Raw genomic sequence first — 25683 nt, forward strand, 5'->3', positions numbered from 1 at the left:
CAGCATAGGTATAGTTTTCATTATAACGCTCAAATTAACAAAGATAAGAAGAAAATGTTTTTATATAGTTAATTTGGGAGGGTTTATATGAAAGTTCGTATATTGGCATACATATGTATATTTTCTTTATATGTCAGTTTAGGCTCTTATTCTGTTTTTGCACAAGATAACTTGCATGAAGAAATTCAAAAGCATGCAAAAAAGTATGAGATTGCACCTCAAAATGCGATGATTGATAAAATATGGAAGGCAACACCTGGATATAATGGAAGACAAGTGGATATTGAAGCATCGTATAATAATATGAAGAAGCTAAAGGAATTTGATCAAAAATATCTTGAATTCAAAGAAGTCTCACCGAGTGTTCATTTAGAAGATTTATCACCCGCTCCAATTTATAGAGGCCATCCAAATAAAAAGATGGTAGGATTAACAATAAATGTGGCATGGGGAAATGAGTATTTGCCTCGCATATTAGAGATATTGAAAAAGCATGATGTGAAGGCCACTTTCTTTTTAGAAGGACGTTGGGTGAAAGAAAATTTACGATTTGCAAAAATGATTGTCGATGCAAATCAAGAAGTCGGAAATCATTCTTATACGCACCCTAATATGAAAACGCTATCGTCTGATGAAATACGAGAGCAGTTACAAAAAACAAATCGAATGATAGAAGTAGTAACGAATCAAAAAGTAAGATGGTTTGCCCCGCCGAGTGGAAGTTTTCGGGATGAAGTCGTGAAAATCGCTGATGATTTCCAAATGGGAACGATTATGTGGACTGTCGATACAATCGATTGGAAGCGACCTGAGCCAGATGTACTATTGCAGAGAGTAATGAGAAAAATACACCCAGGTGCTATCGTATTAATGCATCCTACTTCGTCAACGGCAGAAGCATTAGATACAATGATTAAAAAATTGAAGGAACAAGGATATAAAGTGGGGAATATAACAGAATTACTGGATGAAAAACGTGTGGATTAAATACATTTGCATGACATTCATCCTTAAACTTGTTATCATTAAATAATAGCACTTATTTAGAGAAACTGGCAGTAGGAGGAAAGTTTTTGATTAAAAAATATACTTGTAAAAATGGTGTAAGAATAGTTATGGAGAATATACCAACTGTAAGATCGGTTGCGATTGGTATTTGGATCCATGCGGGATCAAGAAATGAAAATGAAAAAAATAACGGGATTTCTCACTTTTTAGAGCATATGTTCTTTAAAGGGACAGAAACACGTAGTGCACGAGAGATTGCAGAATCATTTGATAGCATTGGTGGTCAAGTGAATGCATTTACTTCAAAAGAATATACATGTTACTATGCAAAAGTATTAGATGAGCATGCTAAATATGCTTTAGATGTTTTAGCAGACATGTTCTTTAATTCAACATTTGATGAGGAAGAACTGAAAAAAGAGAAGAATGTCGTATGTGAAGAAATTAAAATGTACGAAGATGCTCCAGATGATATTGTGCATGATATGTTAACGAAAGCAACATATGAAACGCATCCACTTGGATATCCTATTTTAGGAACAGAAGAAACGCTTAATACGTTTACAGGTGATACGTTACGTCAATATATAAAAGATCATTACACACCTGAAAATGTAGTTGTATCAATCGCAGGAAATATTGATGAAGCATTTTTACAAACAGTGGAGCAATATTTCGGTAGTTATGAAGGAACAACAAACCGTGAACAAGTACATAGCCCAATTTTCCATTTCAATAAGGTAGCCCGTAAAAAAGAAACGGAACAAGCTCATTTATGTCTAGGATATAAAGGCTTACAAATGGGACACGAAGATATTTATAACTTAATTGTATTAAATAATGTTTTAGGCGGTAGCATGAGTAGCCGTTTATTCCAAGAAGTACGTGAGCAACGTGGATTAGCTTACTCAGTATTTTCTTACCACTCTTCTTATGAAGATACAGGCATGTTAACACTTTACGGTGGAACAGGTAGCCAACAATTAGATACATTGTATGAAACAATGCAAGAAACATTAGAGACATTGAAAAATACAGGTATTACAGAAAAAGAGCTTATGAATAGTAAAGAGCAATTAAAAGGAAACTTAATGTTAAGTTTAGAAAGTACAAATAGCCGTATGAGCCGTAACGGTAAAAATGAATTGCTTCTTCGTAAACATCGTTCACTTGATGAGATTATTGAAAGTGTAAACACTGTAACAAAAGAAAATGTGGACGGATTAATTCGCAATATGTTTACTGACGAGTTCTCTGCGGCACTTATTAGTCCAGACGGAAAACTTCCAAAAGGAATAAAACTATAATCAATTTTTACGATGTATAAAAAATAACCTTCTCTCTTTTTAAATGAGAGAAGGTTATTTTTTTTATACATATAGAATAGGTACTAATTATAGACAATGCAAATGAAAAATTCAGTAGGGGAGTGGAGTGTGTATGCGATTAAGTGAATTAAGTGGTAAAGAGGTTGTAGATATAGAAAAAGCGGAAAAAATGGGAGTCTTAGGTTATATGGATTTAGAGATTAATGAGAAAGACGGGCAAATACAAACACTTATAATACCTGTAGGGAAGTGGGGAGGTTTTAAAAAGGAACCACAAGAAGTAAGGGTGGCATGGAGTCAAATAAAGAAAGTCGGACACGATATGCTTCTTTGTGATAGTATAGATCGTTCAAATTCGGAGTGAAGGATGGCCATTTTGGTCATCTTTTTTTGTATCTACATAGAAACCTGATAAATCATATGTGCATTTGGATTTTCAATCACCATAAACTCGTACATTACATATGATGTGGAGGAAAAAGAAAAAGTAGGCACTTTTCTTATAAATGACAGAAAAAGAAGGTGAATTAGGGAATGTTGACTGAGATGCATATTGCTGTCATAGGAGGAGATGCAAGGCAGCTAGAAGTAATTCGTAAGCTAGTTGAATTGGATGCGAAACTTTCTTTGATAGGTTTTGATCAGTTAGATCATGGTTTCACAGGGGCAGCAAAAGAAAGTATACAAAATTTAGATTTCACTTCTGTAGACGCAATTATTTTGCCGGTTGCCGGTACAAATGCCAAAGGAGAAGTAGATACTATTTTTTCAAATGAAAAAGTTTCAATAACGAAAGAACAAATTGAAAATACACCAGAACACTTTACTATATATTCAGGTATTGGTACACCTTACTTGGAAAATCTCGTATCTACTACGAACCGAAAACTTGTTAAATTATTTGATCGTGATGATGTAGCAATATACAATTCTATTCCAACGGTAGAAGGTACATTAATGATGGTAATTCAACATACCGACTATACAATTCATGGGTCCAATGTAATGGTTCTAGGATTTGGTAGAACAGGAATGAGTGTTGCGAGAGCATTTCAATCATTAGGAGCCCATGTCAAAGTTGGAGCAAGACGATCTGAACATATTGCACGTATTACAGAAATGATGTTTTCTCCTTTTCATATGCAAGACATAGAGAAAGAAGTAGGAAATATCGATATTGTAATTAATACGATTCCACACCTCGTTGTAACAGCGAATGTTATTGCAAAAATGCCAGCTCATACGTTAGTGATTGATTTAGCTTCTAAACCAGGCGGTACCGACTTTAGATATGCAGAAAAAAGAGGAGTCAAAGCATTGCTAGCACCTGGATTACCAGGTATTGTTGCCCCAAAAACGGCTGGGCAAATCTTAGCAAATGTTCTTTCTCAGTTATTAGCAGCAGATGCAATCGCAAAGGAGGAGGAAAAGAAATGAGTTTGAAGGGGAAACGAATTGGTTTCGGATTTACAGGTTCACATTGTACGTATGAGGAAGTTATGCCGCACTTAGAAAAATTAATTGCTGAAGGAGCAGAAGTACGTCCTGTTGTTTCATACACTGTTCAATCAACAAATACTAGATTTGGAGAAGGAGCAGAGTGGATTAAGAAGATTGAAGAAATAACAGGTTTTAAAGCAATTAATTCAATTGTTGGAGCAGAGCCACTTGGACCTAAAATTCCATTAGACTGCATGGTAATCGCTCCTTTAACAGGAAATTCTATGAGTAAATTTGCAAATGCAATGACAGATTCTCCAGTACTAATGGCAGCAAAAGCGACGCTAAGAAATGGCAAGCCTGTCGTATTGGCAGTTTCGACGAATGATGCTTTAGGATTAAATGGGGTAAATCTCATGCGCCTAATGGCAACAAAAAACATCTACTTCGTCCCATTCGGTCAAGATGCGCCAGAGAAAAAACCGAACTCAATGGTAGCTCGTATGGAGTTACTGGAAGATACAGTATTAGAAGCGCTGCAAGGGAAGCAATTGCAACCGGTTGTCGTAGAAAAATTCAGATATATGAATTAAAAAACGAAAAAAAACGGACAATTTTTGATGAAACCATCATTCTTACTGTAGAATATGATAAAATTAACGTTATTAAGATTAGAAGGGGTATTGTATACTCCTTCTGATTCTAAGTTATAGAAGGATTGGTATCTAGAAAGGGGCATAGTGATGGAAAAGCAAAAAACTTTTCATGTCGCTGTAGTTGGAGCAACCGGCGCAGTTGGTGAACAAATGTTAAATACTTTAGAGAAACGAGAATTTCCAATCGGGAAATTAACGTTACTTTCATCTAAACGATCTGCAGGTAAGAAACTTGTATTTAAAGGCGAAGAATTTACAGTTCAAGAGGCAACTCCTGAAAGCTTTGAAGGAGTAGATATTGCACTATTTAGTGCTGGTGGATCTGTATCGAAACAATTAGCGCCAGAAGCAGCAAAACGCGGTGCGATTGTTGTTGATAATACAAGTGCATTCCGTATGACAGAAAACGTGCCACTTGTTGTACCTGAAGTAAATGAAAACGACTTAAAAGAACATAATGGTATTATTGCAAATCCAAACTGTTCTACAATTCAAATGGTAGTAGCTCTTGAGCCAGTTCGTCAGCAATATGGTTTAAAACGAGTAATCGTTTCCACATATCAAGCTGTATCAGGTGCTGGTGCGGCAGCTATTGAAGAACTGCATGAACAATCACAAGCAATCTTAAATGGCGAAGAAGTTAAGGCAAATGTTCTTCCTGTATCAGGTGATAAGAAGCATTTCCCAATTGCTTTTAATGCGATTCCACAGATTGATAAATTCCAAGATAATGGATTTACGTTTGAAGAAATGAAAATGATTAACGAAACGAAAAAAATTATGCATATGCCTGAATTAGAAGTAGCGGCAACATGTGTACGTTTACCAGTTGTATCAGGACACTCTGAGTCTGTTTACATCGAAGTAGAAAAAGAAGGCGTAACAGTAGCAGAATTAAAGAGCTTACTTGCAAATGCGGAAGGTATTGTTCTACAAGATAATCCAGAAGAGCAGTTATATCCAATGCCAGCTACTGCAGTAGGTAAAAACGAAGTATTCGTTGGAAGAATCCGTAAAGATTTAAATAACGATAAAGGATTCCATCTTTGGGTCGTATCTGATAACTTATTAAAAGGCGCTGCATGGAATTCTGTTCAAATTGCAGAGCGCTTAGTAAAATTACAATTAGTGTAAACGGCTAAGAGAAGGTGCAAAATATGAAAATAATTGTTCAAAAATTTGGTGGCACATCAGTACGTGATGACAATGGACGTAAGCATGCGCTTCATCATATAAAAAAATCATTAGCTGCTGGTTATAAAGTAGTTACTGTCGTATCTGCTATGGGCCGTAAAGGTGAACCATATGCAACGGATACGTTATTAAGTCTTGTAAATCAAGAGGAATCTACTATTTCTAAGCGTGAGCAAGATTTATTATTATCGTGTGGAGAGTTAATCTCTGCAATTGTTTTCTCTAATATGTTGAATGAGAACGGTATAAAAGCAGCAGCATTAAATGGTGCACAAGCTGGTTTTGTAACGAATGATGACTTTACGAATGCAAAGATTATTGAAATGAATTGCGATCGTATACATGAAGAGTTAGAAAATGTAGATGTAATCGTCGTTACAGGATTCCAGGGACAAACGAAAAAAGGTGATACGACAACACTTGGACGCGGAGGTAGTGATACTTCAGCTTCAGCATTAGGTGTTGCACTTCATGCTGAATACATCGATATATTCACTGATGTAGAAGGTGTTATGACTGCGGATCCTCGTATTGTAAAAGATGCACGTCATCTTCAAACTGTAACGTATAACGAAATTTGTAACATGGCTTATCAAGGTGCGAAAGTCGTTCATCCACGTGCAGTTGAAATTGCGATGCATGCAAAAGTGCCACTTCGTGTACGTTCTACGTATTCTGATAGTGAAGGTACGCTTATTTCAGCATATGACGGTGCTACAAGAGGTCGTGATGTAGAAGAACGTCCTGTTACAGGCATTGCCCACGTATCAAACGTAACGCAAATTAAAGTGCTTGCAAAAGAAACGGCATATGATTTGCAACAACATGTGTTTAAAGAGATGGCGAACGAAGGAATAAGTGTTGATTTAATTAATATTTCACCTACTGGCGTAGCATATACGGTGAGTGATAATGTATCAAGTCATGCAGTTAAATTATTACAGAACCTTGGATATGAGCCAATTGTGACAGAACATTGTGCGAAAGTATCTATCGTTGGGGCTGGAATGGCAGGATACCCAGGGGTTACTGCGAAAATCGTTACAGCTTTAGCGGAAAAAGGTATTCAAATCCTGCAATCGGCAGATAGTCATACAACAATTTGGGTTCTTGTAAAAGAAACTGATTTAGTGGAGGCTGTAAATGCATTACATAGTGCGTTTGAGCTTTCAAAAGAAAAGCAACTGGAACAATAAGGAGTGAGACCATGATAGATTTTGGGACAATTGCAACCGCGATGGTAACACCGTTTGATATAAACGGGAATATCGATTTTGCAAAGACAACGAAATTGGTAAATTATTTAATTGATAACGGTACAACAGCAATCGTGGTAGGAGGAACGACAGGAGAATCTCCTACATTAACTTCAGAAGAGAAAGTAGCGTTATATCGCCATGTCGTATCTGTTGTCGATAAAAGAGTGCCCGTAATCGCTGGAACAGGTAGCAATAATACGCATGCTTCTATTGACTTAACTAAAAAGGCAACAGAAGTTGGTGTGGATGCAGTAATGCTAGTAGCACCGTATTATAACAAACCGAGTCAAGAAGGAATGTATCAGCATTTTAAAGCAATTGCTGAAAGCACGCCGCTTCCGGTTATGCTATATAACGTTCCAGGACGATCTATTGTACAAATCTCCGTTGATACAGTTGTTCGTTTATCAGAAATAGAAAACATTGTTGCTATTAAAGATGCCGGCGGCGATGTGTTAACAATGACAGAAATCATTGAAAAAACAGCGGACGACTTTGCGGTATACAGCGGTGATGACGGTTTAACGTTACCAGCTATGGCAGTTGGAGCGAAAGGTATCGTTTCGGTAGCCTCTCATGTTATCGGAAACGAAATGCAAGAAATGATTACAGCATTTCTTGCAGGAGAATTTAAGAAGGCACAAAAATTACATCAATTACTTGTAAGAGTAACTGATTCATTATTTATGGCGCCAAGTCCAACTCCAGTAAAAACAGCGTTACAAATGGTTGGATTAGATGTAGGTTCTGTACGTTTACCACTTCTTCCATTAACAGAAGAAGAAAGAGTAACGTTACAATCTGTAATGCAATCTATCCCTCGTTAATAAAAAATGACCTAGTGTAGAACTAGGTCATTTTTTACTATATGCAAATCTTTTCCTCTTTTTCTTACTTATATGTGTTCTTATAAGAATATTAATCGCTTCTTCATTATGTGTATAAGAAAATAATCGTACCCCTTTAACTGAGTCAAAAAATGATAGATATTATGGCATAAACGTAATAAACTACGGTGTCTGTTTTTAGAGAAATCCCCTCAAATGTGACGTAATTCATAAAAAAACTCCATTTTGTAAGTGTTTTTGTTGGATTCTAGAAAAATAAATCTTGAAACTCCCTATTATGAAATGAATTTAGCGTATGTATGGCTAGTTCTTCAAAATAATATGGAGTATAAAATCGGAGTAAATATAAAGGAAATACGTTCGATACTTTTGTTGTCATTCCGTTCTTTTCCTCTTTCTTTCGCACGATTTAACTTGTGTTCTATTTCTTGTATCAGGTATAATATGGCTAAGTAGCTTAGTACGGGTATGCTTAGCAAAATTGGGAAAAATTATAATTTAATTAAATTTTCATATCATATCGAATAAGATATTTGATTTATATAATGAAAGAGAGGTGAAACCTGGTTTAAAAAATAAACAAGGACATGATATCGCATAACGGTAAGGACATTCGTCTTGGACGGTGAAAATATGGTGGTTGTAGAGTTTCCCCTGGTGTCTCTGCAATTTTAGTGAAATCAGTGTTTGCAAGATTTTTAAACCAGGCAACAACATGAAGAGAAAAGAGAATGAGTCTGTTAAAGTATTTGCTCTTGGTGGAGTAGGTGAAATCGGGAAAAACATGTACTGTGTTGAAATTGATTCTGAAATCTTTATCGTAGATGCAGGGTTAATGTTCCCGGGGGATGAAATGTTTGGAATTGATATCGTTATTCCTGATATTACATATTTAGTGGAAAATCAAGAGCGAGTAAAAGGTTTATTTATTACTCACGGTCATGAAGATCATATTGGTGGAATTGTGTATGTACTTCGTAAATTATCTATTCCAGTCTATGCAACGAAATTAACAGTAGGACTTATACAAGAAAAACTTGGTGAAGCGGGCATGTTAGGCCGTGTAGACCTAAAAACAATCGATTCAAATTCAACAGTAGAATTTAACACTACAACGGTGTCATTCTTCGGAACGACACATAGTATTCCGGATTCTGTTGGCGTTTGTTTCCATACATCAAAAGGTGCAGTCGTATATACGGGAGACTTTAAATTCGATCAAACTCCAATTGGAAATAGTGGAGCAGACCTTGGTAAAATGGCACAAATCGGAAATGAAGGCGTACTTTGCTTATTATCTGATAGTACAAACGCAGAGCGCCCAGGCTATACAGGTTCAGAAAAAGAAGTTGGTGTAGAAATCTCTAAAGTGTTCTACGGCGCAGAAGGTCGCATTATCGTTGCTTCATTTGCATCGAATGTACATCGTATTCAACAAGTATTTGATGCAGCTGCTGAAACAGGGCGAAAAGTAGCAGTAGTAGGACGTAGTATGGTGAAAGTAGTAGACATTGCAAGACGTCTTGGTTATTTAGATGTTCCAGAAGGTATGGTTATTTCATTACAAGAAGTAGACAACTTCCCAGAGAAAAAGGTAGCTATTTTAACGACAGGTAGTCAAGGTGAACCGATGGCTGCTCTATCTAGAATGGCAAAACAAGCGCATAAGCAAATTTCAATTCGTAAAGGTGATACTGTTATCATTGCTGCTTCGCCAATTCCGGGTAATGAAATATCTGTATCAAAAATTATTGATTTGTTATTTAGAGCTGGAGCTGAAGTTGTTTATTACGGCGAACGAAAAGTTCACGTGTCAGGTCACGGTAGCCAAGAAGAATTAAAATTAATGTTAAATTTAATGAAACCAAAGTACTTTGTACCCGTACATGGTGAGTTCCGTATGCAAAAAGCACATGCATATTTAGCTGAAGATGTAGGTATTACAAGAGAAAATATCTTTATCGTAGAAAAAGGCGATGTAATTGCTTTTGGTGACGATGAAGCAAACTTAGTCGGTAAAGTACAAGCTGGTAATGTTTTAATTGATGGATTAGGTGTAGGTGACGTTGGTAATATCGTTCTTCGAGATAGAAAGATGTTATCTCAAGATGGAATACTAGTAGTTGTTGTAACGCTTGGTAAAGATGAAAAGAAAATTATCTCTGGCCCAGAAATCATTTCACGTGGTTTCGTATATGTTCGTGAATCAGAAGCGTTAATTGAACGATCTACAGAGATTGTACGTATGATTGTTGAGCAGTCAATTAAAGAATATTCAATTGAATGGTCAATGTTAAAACAAAATATTCGTGAATTATTAGGACAGTTCTTGTACGAAGAGACAAAGAGAAAACCTATGATTTTACCGATTATTATGGAAGTATAAAAAGATCACCCTTATGGGTGATCTTTTTTCTTTTTAACCCTATCGAATGAAATTTATAACTTAAGAAATAATAGTTATATACGAGTGAAAGGGGATGCGAAATGACAGAACGTGATCGATATACAAATGAAGAAAAAGAAGCTGAGCCAAAAGAAGCTGGAAAAGAGGCTTCAATAGTTGAAAAAATTCAACAGCTTGGACAGACAAATGTACCACAGATGAATGAATCACGTATTCATTGTTTAACGATTATCGGACAAGTGGAAGGTCATGTTCAATTACCACCGCAAAATAAAACAACAAAATATGAGCATATCATTCCGCAAATTGTTGCGATTGAACAAAATCCGAAAATTGAAGGTTTGCTTTTAATATTAAATACAGTTGGAGGTGACGTTGAAGCTGGGCTAGCAATTTCTGAAATGGTAGCTTCACTTTCAAAACCAACAGTATCTCTAGTTTTAGGTGGGGGACATTCCATCGGTGTACCGATTGCTGTTTCTACTGACTATTCGTTTATTGCGGAAACTGCGACGATGACAATTCATCCAATTCGTTTAACAGGTCTTGTCATAGGTGTGCCACAAACATTTGAGTATTTGGATAAGATGCAAGAAAGAGTCATTCGTTTTGTGACGAAGCACTCGAAAGTAACAGAAGATCGTTTTAAAGAGCTTATGTTTGCGAAAGGAAATTTAACGCGAGATATTGGGACGAATGTAATTGGTGGGGATGCAGTAAAGTACGGTCTTATAGATGATGTCGGCGGTATTGGAAATGCGATTCGAAAATTAAACGAATTAATAGATGTTCGTGCGGAAGATAGTACAGAAGGGACAATGCTACAATGATTTTATATACAATTATGCCAGAGCAACTTGTGTATCCGGTCGATTATTCACAATGTGAAAGTCAAAAAGTTGTAAATATAAATGGTGTGGAATTAATGGTTTCTGAAGAGGAACATGGATGTTATTCTATTGTACGTGTGCTAAGTACGGACCCACTTCACTATTTAGAGTTTGAGCCCGGTCAGAAAATAACCTTTTAGCAAAAAGAAGGATTTTGTTTAGAAGCTATGGTATAATATAAAAAACAAGACGGTTGAGCAGCCATGAGTAGGCTGCTTTCTTCTGTTTATTTAGCATTTTACAAGAAGTGTAAAAATAGAAGATATAAAGACCAGAAAAATAGAGAAAACAGACATATAAATAGAGCGTTTTGAAGGGAGCTTTACTTATATGTAGAACACGAGGTGAAGAAATGGCAAAACAAAAGCAAAGAGGGACGAAGGCAAAGGCAAGACGTACGATAAAGCCAACTTTGTATTATGAAATCGTCGGTTTAACTCTTTTTGCACTTTCAATCATTACGATTTTACAGCTAGGCGTTGTAGGGAAATCGTTTGTGTTATTTTTTCGCTTCTTCTTTGGTGAGTGGTACATAATTGGTGTGTTAGGTGTAATAGCTTTATCGGTTTCCTTTGTTATAAAACGCGGATGGCCGAACCTTTTAAATAAACGATTAATTGGATTTTATTTAATTGTATTGGCGATATTAATGTTTAGTCATATTACATTATTTAACCTTCTTACAAAAGATGGAGCAGTGCAAAATACTTCTGTTATTGTGAGTACGAAAGATAACTTCTTTCTTGAAATGAAAAAGGGGCCAGATAGCGTTCATTTAGGTGGTGGTATGTTTGGTGCGCTTATGTTCGCAACATGTTACTTCTTATTTGACGAAGTAGGAGCTTATATCATTGGTATTATTCTAGTTATTCTCGGTATACTTTGTATAACAAATAAGCATATTGGAGAAGTGTTAGCTCCAGTTGGTAGAATTCTTAGAAGTCAGTTTCAAGTGATGCAAGGGGATTATAAAGATTGGAGAGCCAAAAGAACGGCTGAACAAACAGAAAAGAAAAAAACAACAAGAAGCACAAGAAGCAAACGTGCTGCAGAACAAGAAGAAATTATTGAGCCGATGGAAGAAATCTCAATTGATCCTCCGATTATTTCGAATTTCACTGAGAATTATCCTGTAAATGAAGAAGAGGATAAACGAATCGAAGTAGAGCAAGAAGAGTTGATCACTTCACCGTTTATTGAAGAGACTCCGCCAATTGAAGAACCAAAGAAAAAGCGTGGAGAAAAAATTGTTGAATCGTTAGAGAGTGAAGCGCAAGCACCTCCTATGCAATTTTCAAATGTAGAAAATAAAGATTACAAGCTTCCTTCACTTGATATATTAAAATTTCCAAAGAATAAGCAAGTTACAAATGAAAATGCGGAAATTTATGAGAATGCTCGTAAATTAGAACGTACATTCCAAAGTTTCGGAGTGAAAGCGAAAGTAACAAAAGTGCATAGAGGTCCTGCAGTTACAAAATATGAAGTGTATCCTGATATGGGGGTAAAGGTAAGCAAAATTGTCAGTTTAAGTGATGATTTAGCCCTTGCTTTAGCTGCAAAGGACATTCGTATTGAAGCGCCAATTCCCGGGAAATCAGCTGTAGGGATCGAAGTTCCAAACTCAGAAGTTTCGATGGTAACGCTGAGGGAAGTTCTTGACTCTAAGGCTAATAATCATCCGGAAGAGAAGTTGTTAATTGGTCTTGGCCGAGATATTACAGGTGAAGCTGTATTAGCCCGTCTAAATAAAATGCCTCATTTACTCGTAGCTGGTGCGACAGGTAGCGGGAAAAGTGTATGTATTAACGGTATTATTGTTAGTATTTTAATGCGTGCAAAACCACATGAAGTAAAATTAATGATGATTGACCCGAAAATGGTAGAGCTAAATGTATATAACGGTGTGCCTCATTTGTTAACGCCAGTTGTAACTGATCCGAAAAAAGCATCGCAAGCATTGAAAAAAGTTGTGAGTGAAATGGAACGTCGTTATGAATTGTTTGCTCATAGTGGTACACGTAACATTGAAGGATACAACGATTATATAAAAGAGCATAATAGTCAATCAGAAGCGAAACAACCCGAATTACCTTATATTGTAGTAATTGTGGACGAGTTAGCAGATTTAATGATGGTTGCTTCGTCTGATGTAGAGGATGCGATTATGCGTCTAGCGCAAATGGCTCGTGCTGCTGGTATTCATTTAATTATTGCAACGCAACGTCCGTCAGTTGACGTTATTACGGGTGTTATTAAAGCAAATATTCCATCACGTATTGCATTCGCTGTATCTTCTCAAACAGATTCTCGTACAATTCTTGACGGTGGTGGTGCAGAGAAGCTACTAGGTCGTGGAGACATGCTGTTTATACCAATTGGTGCATCGAAACCTGTACGTGTACAAGGCGCATTTTTATCAGATGATGAAGTTGAGAGAGTCGTAGAATATGTTATTGGACAGCAAAAAGCACAATATCAAGAAGATATGATTCCGCAAGATGTTCCTGATACGAAGCAGGAAGTAGAAGATGAATTATATGATGAAGCGGTTCAACTTGTAGTGGAAATGCAAACAGCATCTGTTTCTATGTTACAACGTAGGTTTAGAGTAGGTTATACGCGAGCTGCTCGCCTAATTGATGCAATGGAAATGAATGGTGTAGTAGGTCCGTATGAAGGGAGTAAACCGAGAGAAGTACTCATTAATGATGTACAAGAAAAAAGTTCTTAAAAAAAGCCTAATTGTTTTTACAATTAGGCTTTTTTATATAGTGTTTTTGTTATATACTATACTCAGCGATAAAGAAAGGGCTTACATTTAGGGGTGCCCTTTAGAATACGAATACTTTGAGTATGTTTTATGTAAATGTTCGATATTTAATGCAGAAAAATGTTAGATTTTGTTGACACGTATGAGAGCAAGTGGTAAGATTACTTCGAAAAGAATCACTGCCTCATATAATCTTGGAGATAAGGTCCATAAGTTTCTACCTGGCAACCATGAATTGCTAGACTATGAGGGGAAAAGTGTGTAACAAAGGATGTAAAGGATCTTTGTGCCGAACTTTTTCTCGAAATGAGGAATGTTTATGGTGCAAAGTTTTTTTTATGCAATAAAGAGTGAAAATTTTATTTTAAAAAATTATTATTATTTATTCGACAATTACACTTATTTTGGTGTTTAGTCATTTGTACTATGTTGTAAGTTGAAAAAAGAGAAAAGAAGTCTTACATCAGAGGTCGAATAATTGAAATGCGGGGGAGTCTTATGTCAGTAAAATCTGATAGTCGTCACCTATATCTACGGGTGATTGATCACATCAAAGAAAAAATTAAAGATGGCGCTTATAAAGAACGACAAAAGTTACCATCAGAGTTTGATTTAGCGAAAGAACTTGGCGTAAGTAGAGCGACTTTAAGGGAAGCGTTGCGTATTTTAGAAGAAGAAAATGTTGTCATTCGTAGACATGGTGTAGGGACATTTGTAAATGCAAAGCCATTATTTTCTTCTGGAATAGAACAACTTTCTAGTATTACAGATATGATTTCTAGTGTGGGGAAAACACCAGGAACAATCTTTTTATCATCATCTACTACAACTTTAACAGAAGAGGAAAAAGAGAAGTTTAATAGTGAAGATGGTTTTAATGCAGTGATGATTGAACGCGTGCGTACAGCAGATGGGGAACCTGTTGTGTATTGTATCGATAAACTTGCAAAAGAAATATTGCCAGACTTATCGGGTTACAATGAGGAATCATTATTAACGGTGATACATAATAACACGCATAAGCGCATAACATATGCGGTTGCTCACATTGAGCCAATTGGCTATCACCCTAAAATCTCACCAATTTTAGAATGTGAGCCTGAAACAGCACTGCTTGTATTAAAACAAATGCACTATGATCAAAATGATGAGCCAATCTTATATTCTATCAATTACTTTAGAGCTGATAAATTTAGCTTCCACGTATTAAGAAAGCGTATGTAGGTAAATTCCTTTTTAGGGAGGTGACAGCAAGAAGTAAGGAACAGCAGCGTAAGAATAAATAAATATATATCATTTTTGGAGGGGTTTCTAGTATGAAGAAAAAAGCAGGCCTTTTATTATCATTAACTTTAGCAGCAAGTACAGTTTTAGGTGCATGTGGTAACTCGGATAAGGCGAGCAGTGACAAGAAAGACACGAAAGACAATAAAGACTTCAAGGTTGGTCTCGTAACGGATGTTGGGGGCGTTGATGATAAGTCATTTAACCAATCTTCTTGGGAAGGGTTACAAAAGTTTGGTAAAGATAATGGTTTAAAAGAAAAGACAAATTATCGTTACCTTCAGTCTGAAAAAGAAGCTGATTATATTCCGAATTTAAAAAAATTCTCAAAAGATAAATATGATTTAACATTCGGAATTGGTTATAAATTAGAAGGTGCAATTAAAGAAGTAGCAAAAGAATCTTCAAAACAACAATTTGCAATCGTAGATACTGTTGTAGATGCACCGAACGTAACGAGCATTACGTTTAAAGATCATGAAGGATCATTCCTTGTAGGTGCGGTAGCAGCTATGTCAACAAAATCGAATAAAGTAGGATTTGTTGGTGGAATGAAAAGTGATTTAATTAGTAAATTTGAAAATGGATTTAAAGCTGGTGCAAAGGCAGTAAATCCAAACATTGAAATCGTATCTGAATATGCAGAAGCATTCGATAAGCCTGAAAAAGGTACAGTTCTTGCTTCAGCAATGTATGGTCAAGGCGTAGACGTAATTTATCATGCTGCTGGTGGTACAGGTAACGGTGTGTTCACAGAAGCGAAAAACCGTAAGAAAAAAGGTGAAAATGTTTGGGTAATCGGTGTTGACCGTGACCAACATCAAGAAGGTATGCCTGAAAATGTAACATTAACTTCAATGATTAAACGTGTTGATGTAGCAGTAGAAAAAGTAGCTAAAGAAGCAAAAGATGGGAATTTAAAAGGCGGGAAAATTGAAGAGTTTGGCTTAAAAGATGACGGTATTGGTATTTCAAAAACAACTGATAACGTGAAAAAAGTTAACCCTGAAATTTTAACAAAAGTAGAAGAGCTTGAAAAGAAAATTACAGCCGGTGAAATTAAAGTGCCAGCTACAGATAAAGAGTATAAAGAATATGAAGCTTCTCTAAAAAAATAAATAGAGAAATAGCAAAGGTTAGTTCATAGAACTAACCTTTGTATGTATAAAACTTCCGAATTGCTTAATAAGTTAATAGTGTAATAGGGAATGTTCCCTGTTAAAAGGAGGAACACAATGGAATACGTAATTGAGATGAATAACATTACGAAAGTATTCCCAGGCATTGTAGCGAATGATGATATTACGCTGCAAGTAAAGCAGGGTGAGATACATGCTTTACTTGGAGAAAATGGTGCAGGGAAATCCACATTGATGAATGTACTATTTGGTTTGTACCAACCAGAGCAGGGTGAAATTAAAATTAAAGGTAAACCTGTAAAAATCACAAATCCGAATATAGCAAATGACCTTGGTATTGGAATGGTCCATCAACACTTTATGCTTGTTCATAATTTTACAGTTACAGAGAATATTATTCTCGGAAATGAACCGAAGAAAAAAGGGAAAATTGCTGTTGAGGAAGCTGCTAAAGAAATTCAAAAACTGTCTGAACAATACGGTTTATCTGTAGATCCATATGCGAAAATACAGGATATTTCAGTTGGTATGCAGCAGCGTGTTGAGATTTTGAAAACTCTTTACCGCGGTGCAGAAATTTTAATATTTGATGAACCAACAGCTGTGTTAACACCGCAAGAAATTCATGAGCTAATTCAAATTATGAAAAAGCTTGTGCAAGAAGGAAAATCTATTGTTCTTATTACACATAAGTTGAAAGAAATTATGGAAGTTTGCGATCGTTGTACGATTATTCGTAAAGGAAAAGGGATTGGAACGGTTGACGTTGCAAATACGGATGAAAATAAACTTGCAGAATTAATGGTCGGACGTCAAGTGAATTTTAAAACAGAAAAAATAGACGCGAAGCCAAAAGAAGAGGTACTTTCAATTGCAAACCTTGTTGTTCACGATGCACGTCAACTACCTGCTGTAAAAGGCCTTGACTTAACTGTTCGTGCGGGGGAAATTGTTGGGATTGCAGGGATTGATGGAAACGGACAAAGTGAATTAATAGAAGCAATTACTGGTTTACGAAAAGTTGAGTCAGGTTCTATTGCAATTAAAGGAAAAGAAATAACAAATTGGCCTGTTAGAAGAATAACAGAAGAAGGAATTGGTCATATTCCAGAAGATCGTCATAAACACGGACTCGTTCTTGATTTTTCTGTTAGAGATAATATAGTTCTGCAAACGTATTATAAAAATCCATTTTCAAAGAAAGGGATTTTAAATTTCAGCAAAATTACAGAAAAAGCAAAGGCTCTTATTGAACAGTTTGATGTGCGTACACCTAGTGAGCAAACGTTAGCACGCGCTCTATCTGGGGGGAATCAACAAAAAGCAATTATTGCACGTGAAGTAGACCGAAATCCAGATTTATTAATTGCGGCACAGCCAACACGTGGTTTAGATGTAGGAGCAATTGAATTTATTCATAAGAGATTAATAGAGCAAAGGGATAAAGGAAAAGGTGTATTACTTTTATCATTAGAATTAGATGAAATCTTAAATGTTAGCGATCGAATTGCTGTTATTTATGAAGGGGAAATTGTAGCAATAGTTGATGCGAAAGAAACGAATGAACAACAGCTTGGATTGTTAATGGCTGGAGGAACAAAGAAGGAGCAGGTGGGTACAAATGGCTAAAAAGCTTTTAACAGAACGAACGATAAATATTTTAGTCCCAGTACTATCCGTTATTTTCGGCTTACTTGTAGGAGCGATTGTAATGCTAGTTAGTGGCTATGATCCAATTGTTGGTTATAGTGCACTTTGGACAGGAATGTTCGGCAGCGCAAGTGCGATTGGTGAAACGCTTCGTACAATGATACCGCTTATTCTTGCTGGCTTATCGGTGGCGTTTGCATTTCGTACAGGTTTATTTAATATCGGGGTAGAGGGTCAATTGTTAGTTGGTTGGCTTGCAGCGGTTTGGTTCGGTTATGCAGTCTCACTACCAGCTTTCCTTCATATTCCATTATCTATTTTATTTGCAGCATTGGTGGGCGGAATTTGGGGCTTCATTCCGGGATATTTAAAAGGGAAGTTTCAAGTGAATGAAGTTATTGTAACTATTATGATGAACTATATCGCTTTGTATGTAACGTATGACATCATTAAGCGTTTCTTACATGCGGGTAATGACAAAACGTATGATATTAAAGAGAGTGCGTCACTATCTTCAGACTGGCTTGCTTCTATTACTGATGGTTCACGTCTACACTGGGGAATTATTGTAGCAATTTTAATCGCTATTTTAATGTGGTTCTTATTAGATCGAACAACTTTAGGTTACGAATTAAAGTCAGTAGGATTTAATCAGCATGCTTCTCAATATGCAGGTATGAAAGTTTCTCGTAATGTAGTATTCTCCATGACAATTGCTGGTGCATTTGCGGGGATTGGTGGAGCGATGGAAGGATTAGGGACATTCCAGAGTATGACAGCGATGTCTTCGTTTACAGGAGTAGGATTTGATGGGATTGCCGTAGCATTACTTGGAGGGAATAATCCGTTTGGTATAATCCTTTCAGCTTTATTATTTGGTGGTTTGAAAAGTGCTTCCCCTCAAATGAACTTTGAGGCAGATGTACCGTCAGAGCTTATTAATGTAATTATTGCATGTATCATCTTCTTTGTTGCATGTAGTTATGTGTTAAGATGGGCGCTTACACGCATGAGCAAGGAGGGGAAATAAATGAGCTTTTTAGATATATTAGCCATTCTTGTGACGGGTACGTTATATACATCGGCACCTATCATTTTCACAGCACTAGGTGGTGTATTTAGTGAACGATCGGGTGTTGTAAACATCGGATTAGAAGGACTAATGCTATTTGGTGCATTTATTGGAGTCGTTACAAACTTATTAATGGGTGATACTTGGGGAACGATGACTCCGTGGATTGCGTTACTATTTGCGGCAATTGGTAGTGGATTATTTGCATTACTTCATGCGGTAGCTTCTATTACATTCCGAGCAGATCAAGTTGTAAGTGGTGTAGCCATTAACTTCTTATCTCTTGGTTTAACAGTATTTGCAATTAAGAAGATTTTTGATAAAGGGCAGACTGACTTTATTCAGTATCGTATTGAAAAGATTGATATTCCAGGCCTTTCGGATATTCCGGTTTTAGGGAAAATATTTTTCTCGAACGTACCAATAACGTCATATATTGCCATTATTTTAGCATTCGTTGTTTGGTATGTTATTTATAAAACACCGTTCGGTCTTCGTCTACGTGCTGTTGGTGAACACCCAATGGCAGCGGATACGATGGGGATTAACGTATATAAAATGCGCTATATTGGAGTCTGTATTTCAGGAGTGTTTGCTGGAATTGGTGGAGCGATTTTTGCAATGTCAATTTCTAATAACTTCTCAGGGGCAACTATTACAGGACAAGGTTTCTTAGCTTTAGCTGCTATGATTTTTGGAAAGTGGAATCCACTAGGCGCACTAGGTGCAGCTCTATTCTTTGGTTTTGCGCAATCTCTAAGTGTAACGGGCGGAACAATCCCTGTATTAGATCAAATTCCAAGTGTTTTATTAACGATATTACCATATATATTCACAATATTAGCGCTTGTCGGTTTTGTAGGTCGTTCTGAAGCTCCGAAAGCTTTAGGAACTCCTTATGAAAAAGGAAAACGATAAGTATTTTATAAGTATAAAAAAGCTCGCACATTAGTGTGGGCTTTTTTACATAGAATATATTTAATACGGAATTTTACTATGTTCCTTACATATTAAAGTTTTTAGAAAGAATCATATGTAAGCATAATAAGGGAGAAAAGTTGATTTTTTATTTCTAAAAACTGTATATTGAAGAGGAATATTCCTATATACGTAAAGGAGGGCTATAAATGAAACTAATGGAACAACAACTACATGAGTTAGGTGGTTTGCGCGTACATATTATTCCGACTGATAAATATAAAACGAATACCTTTGTATTTCGTTTTAAAGCGCCTTTAAATGAGGAGACGGTGACAGAGCGTGCCCTATTGCCATACGTATTGCAAAGTGCGACAGAAAAATTACCTTCTGTAATTCGTCTTCGTCAATATTTAGAAGAATTATACGGATCTTCTTTAGCGGTAGATGTAAGTAAAAAAGGGGAAGACCATATTATCTCCATTTATGTAGACATTGCAAATGAAGTTTATTTACATGATGCACCACCGTTATTTGAAAAAGCGCTTTCTATGTTGTCAGATATTGTGTTACATCCAGCAACGGAGGGGAACGGTTTCCTATCTTCTATCGTAGAAAGTGAAAAAAGAGCACTGTTACAGAGAATTGAAGCTACTTATGATGATAAAATGCGTTATGCAAACGAGCGTTTAATTGAAGAAATGTGCAAAGTAGAACCGTATCGTTTAAGTGCAAATGGAAAAAAAGAGAGTGTTATGTCTATTACAAATGAAAGTTTGTATCAATATTATCAAAAGGTGTTAGCGGAAGATGAAATGGATCTATATATTATTGGTGATATTTCAGAAAACGCCGTTGATCTTGTAAGTAAGTATTTTTCTATTTCAACTCGTCCAGTGAGAGAAAGAAATGTACTCCTTCATAGACGAAATAATGAAGAAAAAGAAGTTGTTGAAAAACAAGAATTAAAACAAAGTAAATTACACATCGGTTATCGTACATTTGTCACATATAAAGATGAAGATTATTTTGCATTGCAATTGTTCAATGGATTGTTTGGTGGCTTTTCTCATTCGAAGTTATTCGTAAATGTGCGTGAAAAAAATAGTTTAGCGTACTATGCAGCATCGCGCTTTGAAAGTCATAAAGGTTTATTATTTGTTATGTCAGGAATCGAAGCGAAAAATTATGAAAAAGCAGTTGAGATTATTAAAGAACAAATGCTTGCGATGCAAAACGGAGAGTTTTCTGAAGAAGAAATACATCAAACAAAAAGTGTCATCCAAAATCAAATATTAGAGGCAATTGATACACCACGTGGCTTTGTAGAAATGCTATATCATGGTATTATTTCAGATCGTACACGTCCAGTTGAAGAATGGCTTACAGGTATAGAAAGTGTGACGAAAGAAGAAATTGTAAAAGTTGCTAAAAATATTGAACTAGACACAATTTACTTTTTACAAGGAACGGAGGGAGAGTAAATGGAGAAAATTGTTTATGAGCAATTAAAAGAAACACTCTATTATGAAAAACTTCCTAATGGATTAGATGTATATGTTTTACCGAAACAAGGATTTAATAAAACATTTGCGACGTTTACGACGAAATATGGTTCTGTAGATAATACATTTGTACCATTAGGGAAAGAAGAAATGATTCGTGTGCCTGATGGAATTGCACATTTTCTTGAGCATAAATTATTTGAAAAAGAAGATCACGATGCTTTCCAATTGTTTAGTAAACAAGGAGCATCGGCAAATGCTTTTACATCCTTTACACGAACAGCTTACCTTTTTTCATGTACTTCAAACGTAGAACAAAATTTAAATACATTGCTAAACTTCGTGCAAGAGCCTTATTTCTCTGAAAAAACGGTTGAAAAAGAGAAGGGGATAATTGGGCAAGAAATTCAAATGTATCAAGATAACCCAGATTGGCGTTTGTACTTCGGGTTAATTGATAGCTTGTTTGTAAAACACCCAATTAAAATTGATATTGCAGGGACAATCGAATCTATTAGTAAAATTACGAAAGATTTATTGTATGAATGTTATGAAACATTTTATCATCCGAGCAATATGTTATTATTTGTTGTGGGTGCAATTGATCCAGAGAAAACAATGGATTTAGTACGTGAAAATCAAGCGAAAAAAGATTATAAAAACCAGCCAGAAATTGTGCGTTCATTTGAAGAAGAACCAAATGAGGTAAATGAAAAGAAAAAAATTATTTCAATGCCTGTGCAAACACCGAAATGTTTAGTTGGTATTAAAGCGACTAATTTAAAGGAAAAGGGGCAAGCGCTTTTAAAACAAGAAATTGCGCTTACGTTACTCTTAGATTATTTATTTGGGAAAAGTTCTGTTCATTACGAAACTTTATATAATGAAGGGCTTATTGATGATTCATTCTCGTATGACTATACAGAAGAAAATAACTTCGGTTTTGCAATGGTTGGCGGTGATACGAAACAACCTGATGAATTGGCAAATCGTTTAAAAGATATTTTATTAAAAACAGATTATGATCAATTAGATGCGGCGGCATTAGAACGAGTGAAGAAAAAGAAAATTGGTGGTTTTTTACGCTCGTTGAATTCACCAGAATATATTGCAAATCAATTTACACGATACGCGTTTAATGAATCTAGCCTATTTGACGCATTGACTGTATTAGAAGGACTAACCGTTCAAGACTTACAAGAAGTAGCGAAATTATTGTTATCAGAAGACAAAATGAGTATTTGTCAGGTGTTACCGAAAAAATAAAATTAAAAAGATACCCTCATCTTATCATTGAAAAATTGTAAGATGAGGGTATTATTTAGTTATGTGAAAATTGAACTTGTAGAGATAAGAGAGGGACTTTATGAAAAAGTATGCGTTAGTAACTGGAGGGAGCGGAGGAATTGGCTCTGCTATTTCGAAACAATTAATTCAAGATGGATATACAGTTTATGTTCATTACAATAACAGTGAAGAAAAGGTATTGGAATTGCAGAAGGCATGGGGAGAAGTTATCCCTGTTCAAGCGAATTTAGCTTCTAGTGATGGAGCAGAGCAATTGTGGGGACAAATTGAACATCCTATTGATGTTATTGTATACGCAGCTGGGAAGAGTATTTTTGGACTAGTAACAGATGTAACAAACGATGAATTGGATTATATGGTAGAACTTCAAGTGAAGAACGTATATAAATTACTTTCTATGGCACTTCCGCCTATGATCGGGAGAAGAAGTGGTAATATTGTAATTGTTTCATCTATATGGGGACAAATAGGGGCTTCTTGTGAAGTGCTTTATTCAATGGTAAAAGGGGCACAAAATTCATATGTGAAAGCTTTAGCGAAAGAAGTTTCTTTAAGTGGATTACGTGTGAATGCAGTAGCACCAGGAGCAATTGAAACGGAAATGTTAAGTGTTTTTTCTGAAGAAGATAAAATGGGAATTGCTGAAGATATACCATTAGGTAGAATAGGATTACCAGAAGAAGTAGCGAAAACAGTTTCATTCCTCGTATCACCAGGAGCGTCTTACATAACTGGACAAATTATCGGAGTGAATGGCGGTTGGCACTGCTAAAAAATTCTTACATAAAAAATGAATAGTTGCACAAATTAAGGATGATTTTATTACTCAATAGTGAGGTGCTTAATTATGTCAGTATTAGATAATTTTGATCAGTGGAAGAGCTTTTTAGGAGAACGTTTAGAGCAAGCGCAAGACAAAGGTTTAGATGGCGGTGCGGTATCAGATATGGCGTTTCGTGTTGGCGACTATCTTGCTAATGAGGTAGAAGGACGCAATGACCAAGAGAAATTATTAGCTGAGCTTTGGAAAGTTGCTGATGAACAGGAGCAACATACAATTGCAAATTTAATGGTTAAGTTCGTACAACATAAGTAAAAGTAGAGAGGAGATTCTCCTCTCTACTTTTTTTGTATAATAATTACACAGGGTAGATTATACATTTAGCTTCCCTATTAAGGTGAAATCATATAATATAGTACGTAGGTGTAAAGTAAGCAAGGGGAGTGATCTTGGATGATTGAATGGTATTTTGAATATGAAATACATAAAAACCGACCTGGCTTGCTTGGTGACGTTTCTTCGTTAATCGGTATGCTCGGCATTAATATTGTCACAATTAATGGTGTAGATAATGCACGACGTGGGTTACTTCTTATGTGTGATAATCAAGAGCAAATCTCTAGACTTGAATCAATTTTAAATACGATGGATAACATAACGGTAACGAAATATCGTCCGCCCAAGCTAAGAGATAAGCTAGCGGTTAGACATGGTAGGTACATACAACGAGATGCGGATGATAAGAAAACATTTCGATTTGTGCGTGATGAATTAGGCTTACTTGTAGACTTTATGGCAGAAATTATGAAAAAAGAAGGCCATAAACTAATTGGGATACGCGGAATGCCTCGTGTCGGAAAAACAGAATCCATTGTTGCTGCAAGTGTTTGTGCAAATAAAAGGTGGTTATTTGTATCATCTACTCTTATTAAGCAAACTGTTCGTAGTCAATTAATTGAAGATGAGTATAGCGATGACAATATTTTCATCCTAGATGGAATTGTGTCAACGAAGCGTGCTAACGAAAGACATTGGCAGCTCGTTCGTGAAATTATGAGATTGCCTGCAACGAAAGTTGTGGAACATCCTGATGTATTTGTGAGTCAGTCAGAATACACATTGGATGATTTTGATTATATTATCGAGTTGCGTAACGATTATGATGAAGAAATTCAATATAATTTAGTAGATGAAATTGAGCAAGGTACGCAAAATAATTTCTCTATGTTTGACTTTTAAAGAAATATTGAGGTGTTAGTAGTGACGGAATTGGGACAAAAGCTGAAAGAAGCAAGAGAAGCGAAAGGCTTGTCTATTGATCAGCTGCATGAGATTACAAAAATTCAAAAACGCCATTTAGTGGCAATTGAAGAAGGCAATTATGATGTATTGCCAGGAGCTTTTTATGCGCGTGCATTCATTAAACAATACGCAGATGCGGTTGGATTAAATGGAGAGGAACTGCTCGTAGAACATCAGAGTACGATACCACAATCTGAAAAGCGTGAAGTTCCACAAGTATCAACGGGACAAAAAACACAAGAAACAATGCAAAAATCTTCATCATGGCCAATTGCAGATCACATGCCGAAAATCTTAGTTGCGCTGTTAGTAATCGCAGTTGGAGTGGTAATCTGGTTTGTGTTTCAAGCGTTAACTGGAAAAGATGATGAAAAAGTTCCGAGTGCTCAAAGTGAGAAAATTGAAGTTCAAAAAGCGAAAGATTCTCCGTTAGATACGAAGAAAGATGAAGTGAAAGCGGAAGAGCCAAAAAAAGAGGAACCAAAGAAAGAAGAACCAAAGAAAGAGGAGCAACCAGCACAACCAACTGGACAGCAAGAAGTGAAAGTAGTTGGAACAACTGGAAAGGTATCTACTTTGGAAATTCATAATAATAAAACATTAGAACTGGAATTATCGGGTAAAGGTGCGAGTTATGTAGATGTTAAAGATGATGCTGGGAATGTGATTCTAAACGCTACAGTACAAGAGGGCCAAATAGAAAAACGTGATGTATCAACATTAAAAGAAGTGCGACTTAATATTGGAAATGCAACGAATGTTGAAGTTAAACTGAATGGCCAAGTGGTCGCTTATCCATTGGATCCAGAAAAAGAACTTCACCAAAGATTGGTGATAAAAAACCAAGGGATAGAGCAACCTGCACAATAACAGTCATCGCTTCGATGACTTTTTTTCGATGAACAAATGTTTTTGATATGA

General features: G+C 36.0%; 23 protein-coding genes and 1 riboswitch. All 23 genes read left to right on the plus strand.

What is annotated here, in order from left to right:
- The first annotated feature begins 87 nt into the window (after positions 1-87).
- Positions 88-987, plus strand: coding sequence for a polysaccharide deacetylase family protein (locus tag IQ781_RS24425; RefSeq protein WP_000868217.1), 900 nt, complete (start codon positions 88-90; stop codon positions 985-987).
- Between the two features lie 86 nt (positions 988-1073).
- Complete coding sequence (locus tag IQ781_RS24430) at positions 1074-2315, plus strand: M16 family metallopeptidase (protein ID WP_000592996.1); 1242 nt, start codon at positions 1074-1076, stop codon at positions 2313-2315.
- 133 nt (positions 2316-2448) lie between these two features.
- Entirely contained in the window at positions 2449-2700 is a 252-nt protein-coding gene (locus tag IQ781_RS24435; RefSeq protein ID WP_001239759.1) for a YlmC/YmxH family sporulation protein, read from the plus strand.
- 170 nt (positions 2701-2870) lie between these two features.
- Positions 2871-3773, plus strand: coding sequence for a dipicolinic acid synthetase subunit A (gene dpaA, locus IQ781_RS24440; protein WP_000954735.1), 903 nt, complete (start codon positions 2871-2873; stop codon positions 3771-3773).
- Positions 3770-4369, plus strand: coding sequence for a dipicolinate synthase subunit B (gene dpaB, locus IQ781_RS24445; RefSeq protein ID WP_000053596.1), 600 nt, complete (start codon positions 3770-3772; stop codon positions 4367-4369). The genes dpaA and dpaB overlap by 4 nt, the downstream gene beginning before the upstream one ends.
- Positions 4370-4519: 150 nt before the next feature.
- On the plus strand, positions 4520-5566 hold the full coding sequence (asd, locus tag IQ781_RS24450; RefSeq protein WP_000414846.1) for an aspartate-semialdehyde dehydrogenase: 1047 nt from the start codon (positions 4520-4522) through the stop codon (positions 5564-5566).
- A 23-nt stretch (positions 5567-5589) separates the two neighbouring features.
- Positions 5590-6822: an aspartate kinase gene (gene dapG / locus IQ781_RS24455; RefSeq protein WP_000692451.1), complete on the plus strand. Its 1233-nt coding sequence runs from the start codon at positions 5590-5592 to the stop codon at positions 6820-6822.
- Positions 6823-6833: 11 nt separating this feature from the next.
- Positions 6834-7712 (plus strand): 4-hydroxy-tetrahydrodipicolinate synthase, encoded by an 879-nt coding sequence (gene dapA / locus IQ781_RS24460; protein WP_000564762.1) that lies wholly within the window; start codon positions 6834-6836, stop codon positions 7710-7712.
- A 736-nt stretch (positions 7713-8448) separates the two neighbouring features.
- Entirely contained in the window at positions 8449-10119 is a 1671-nt protein-coding gene (locus tag IQ781_RS24465) for a ribonuclease J (protein WP_000823096.1), read from the plus strand.
- Positions 10120-10220: 101 nt separating this feature from the next.
- Positions 10221-10970, plus strand: coding sequence for a translocation-enhancing protein TepA (tepA, locus tag IQ781_RS24470; RefSeq protein ID WP_000139806.1), 750 nt, complete (start codon positions 10221-10223; stop codon positions 10968-10970).
- Complete coding sequence (locus tag IQ781_RS24475; RefSeq protein WP_000605036.1) at positions 10967-11170, plus strand: YlzJ-like family protein; 204 nt, start codon at positions 10967-10969, stop codon at positions 11168-11170. Before tepA ends, IQ781_RS24475 begins: the two co-directional genes overlap by 4 nt.
- Before the next feature lie 212 nt (positions 11171-11382).
- Positions 11383-13764, plus strand: coding sequence for a DNA translocase FtsK (locus tag IQ781_RS24480; RefSeq protein WP_001118782.1), 2382 nt, complete (start codon positions 11383-11385; stop codon positions 13762-13764).
- A gap of 203 nt (positions 13765-13967) precedes the next feature.
- Positions 13968-14069: riboswitch (purine riboswitch) on the plus strand.
- A gap of 232 nt (positions 14070-14301) precedes the next feature.
- Positions 14302-15027 carry a GntR family transcriptional regulator gene (locus IQ781_RS24485; protein ID WP_000114182.1) on the plus strand — a complete coding sequence of 242 codons (726 nt, stop codon included), beginning with the start codon at positions 14302-14304 and terminating at the stop codon, positions 15025-15027.
- A gap of 92 nt (positions 15028-15119) precedes the next feature.
- A complete protein-coding gene (locus tag IQ781_RS24490; RefSeq protein WP_000725771.1) occupies positions 15120-16205 on the plus strand; it encodes a BMP family lipoprotein in 1086 nt (361 codons plus the stop codon).
- A 117-nt stretch (positions 16206-16322) separates the two neighbouring features.
- Positions 16323-17855, plus strand: coding sequence for an ABC transporter ATP-binding protein (locus IQ781_RS24495; protein WP_000456914.1), 1533 nt, complete (start codon positions 16323-16325; stop codon positions 17853-17855).
- Complete coding sequence (locus IQ781_RS24500) at positions 17848-18906, plus strand: ABC transporter permease (RefSeq protein ID WP_001085254.1); 1059 nt, start codon at positions 17848-17850, stop codon at positions 18904-18906. Before IQ781_RS24495 ends, IQ781_RS24500 begins: the two co-directional genes overlap by 8 nt.
- The gene (locus tag IQ781_RS24505; RefSeq protein WP_000008856.1) at positions 18907-19866 is read left to right on the plus strand and encodes an ABC transporter permease; all 960 of its coding nucleotides are present in this window, start codon (positions 18907-18909) and stop codon (positions 19864-19866) included. It begins immediately after the preceding gene.
- A gap of 209 nt (positions 19867-20075) precedes the next feature.
- On the plus strand, positions 20076-21350 hold the full coding sequence (yfmF, locus tag IQ781_RS24510; RefSeq protein ID WP_000772418.1) for an EF-P 5-aminopentanol modification-associated protein YfmF: 1275 nt from the start codon (positions 20076-20078) through the stop codon (positions 21348-21350).
- Positions 21351-22637 carry an EF-P 5-aminopentanol modification-associated protein YfmH gene (yfmH, locus tag IQ781_RS24515; RefSeq protein WP_000411976.1) on the plus strand — a complete coding sequence of 429 codons (1287 nt, stop codon included), beginning with the start codon at positions 21351-21353 and terminating at the stop codon, positions 22635-22637. It begins immediately after the preceding gene.
- A 100-nt stretch (positions 22638-22737) separates the two neighbouring features.
- A complete protein-coding gene (gene ymfI, locus IQ781_RS24520; RefSeq protein WP_000759604.1) occupies positions 22738-23451 on the plus strand; it encodes an elongation factor P 5-aminopentanone reductase in 714 nt (237 codons plus the stop codon).
- A 75-nt stretch (positions 23452-23526) separates the two neighbouring features.
- Positions 23527-23775, plus strand: a complete 249-nt coding sequence (locus IQ781_RS24525; RefSeq protein ID WP_000114450.1) for a DUF3243 domain-containing protein — start codon at positions 23527-23529, stop codon at positions 23773-23775.
- 138 nt (positions 23776-23913) lie between these two features.
- Positions 23914-24699 (plus strand): DUF3388 domain-containing protein, encoded by a 786-nt coding sequence (locus IQ781_RS24530; protein ID WP_000574107.1) that lies wholly within the window; start codon positions 23914-23916, stop codon positions 24697-24699.
- A 21-nt stretch (positions 24700-24720) separates the two neighbouring features.
- Positions 24721-25632: a helix-turn-helix domain-containing protein gene (locus tag IQ781_RS24535; protein WP_000137461.1), complete on the plus strand. Its 912-nt coding sequence runs from the start codon at positions 24721-24723 to the stop codon at positions 25630-25632.
- Positions 25633-25683: the final 51 nt, after the last annotated feature.

It is taken from the genome of Bacillus sp. N447-1, assembly GCF_022701035.1.
Classification (GTDB): domain Bacteria; phylum Bacillota; class Bacilli; order Bacillales; family Bacillaceae_G; genus Bacillus_A; species Bacillus_A cereus.

What these genes read in the sequence shown, in the direction of transcription:
- IQ781_RS24425 (WP_000868217.1), top strand. Translation starts at nt 88, where the DNA reads ATGAAAGTTCGTATATTGGCATACATATGTATATTTTCTTTATATGTC.
- IQ781_RS24435 (WP_001239759.1), top strand. Translation starts at nt 2,449, where the DNA reads ATGCGATTAAGTGAATTAAGTGGTAAAGAGGTTGTAGATATAGAAAAA.
- dpaA (WP_000954735.1), top strand. Translation starts at nt 2,871, where the DNA reads ATGTTGACTGAGATGCATATTGCTGTCATAGGAGGAGATGCAAGGCAG.
- dpaB (WP_000053596.1), top strand. Translation starts at nt 3,770, where the DNA reads ATGAGTTTGAAGGGGAAACGAATTGGTTTCGGATTTACAGGTTCACAT.
- asd (WP_000414846.1), top strand. Translation starts at nt 4,520, where the DNA reads ATGGAAAAGCAAAAAACTTTTCATGTCGCTGTAGTTGGAGCAACCGGC.
- dapG (WP_000692451.1), top strand. Translation starts at nt 5,590, where the DNA reads ATGAAAATAATTGTTCAAAAATTTGGTGGCACATCAGTACGTGATGAC.
- dapA (WP_000564762.1), top strand. Translation starts at nt 6,834, where the DNA reads ATGATAGATTTTGGGACAATTGCAACCGCGATGGTAACACCGTTTGAT.
- IQ781_RS24465 (WP_000823096.1), top strand. Translation starts at nt 8,449, where the DNA reads ATGAAGAGAAAAGAGAATGAGTCTGTTAAAGTATTTGCTCTTGGTGGA.
- tepA (WP_000139806.1), top strand. Translation starts at nt 10,221, where the DNA reads ATGACAGAACGTGATCGATATACAAATGAAGAAAAAGAAGCTGAGCCA.
- IQ781_RS24475 (WP_000605036.1), top strand. Translation starts at nt 10,967, where the DNA reads ATGATTTTATATACAATTATGCCAGAGCAACTTGTGTATCCGGTCGAT.
- IQ781_RS24480 (WP_001118782.1), top strand. Translation starts at nt 11,383, where the DNA reads ATGGCAAAACAAAAGCAAAGAGGGACGAAGGCAAAGGCAAGACGTACG.
- IQ781_RS24485 (WP_000114182.1), top strand. Translation starts at nt 14,302, where the DNA reads ATGTCAGTAAAATCTGATAGTCGTCACCTATATCTACGGGTGATTGAT.
- IQ781_RS24490 (WP_000725771.1), top strand. Translation starts at nt 15,120, where the DNA reads ATGAAGAAAAAAGCAGGCCTTTTATTATCATTAACTTTAGCAGCAAGT.
- IQ781_RS24495 (WP_000456914.1), top strand. Translation starts at nt 16,323, where the DNA reads ATGGAATACGTAATTGAGATGAATAACATTACGAAAGTATTCCCAGGC.
- IQ781_RS24500 (WP_001085254.1), top strand. Translation starts at nt 17,848, where the DNA reads ATGGCTAAAAAGCTTTTAACAGAACGAACGATAAATATTTTAGTCCCA.
- IQ781_RS24505 (WP_000008856.1), top strand. Translation starts at nt 18,907, where the DNA reads ATGAGCTTTTTAGATATATTAGCCATTCTTGTGACGGGTACGTTATAT.
- yfmF (WP_000772418.1), top strand. Translation starts at nt 20,076, where the DNA reads ATGAAACTAATGGAACAACAACTACATGAGTTAGGTGGTTTGCGCGTA.
- yfmH (WP_000411976.1), top strand. Translation starts at nt 21,351, where the DNA reads ATGGAGAAAATTGTTTATGAGCAATTAAAAGAAACACTCTATTATGAA.
- ymfI (WP_000759604.1), top strand. Translation starts at nt 22,738, where the DNA reads ATGAAAAAGTATGCGTTAGTAACTGGAGGGAGCGGAGGAATTGGCTCT.
- IQ781_RS24525 (WP_000114450.1), top strand. Translation starts at nt 23,527, where the DNA reads ATGTCAGTATTAGATAATTTTGATCAGTGGAAGAGCTTTTTAGGAGAA.
- IQ781_RS24530 (WP_000574107.1), top strand. Translation starts at nt 23,914, where the DNA reads ATGATTGAATGGTATTTTGAATATGAAATACATAAAAACCGACCTGGC.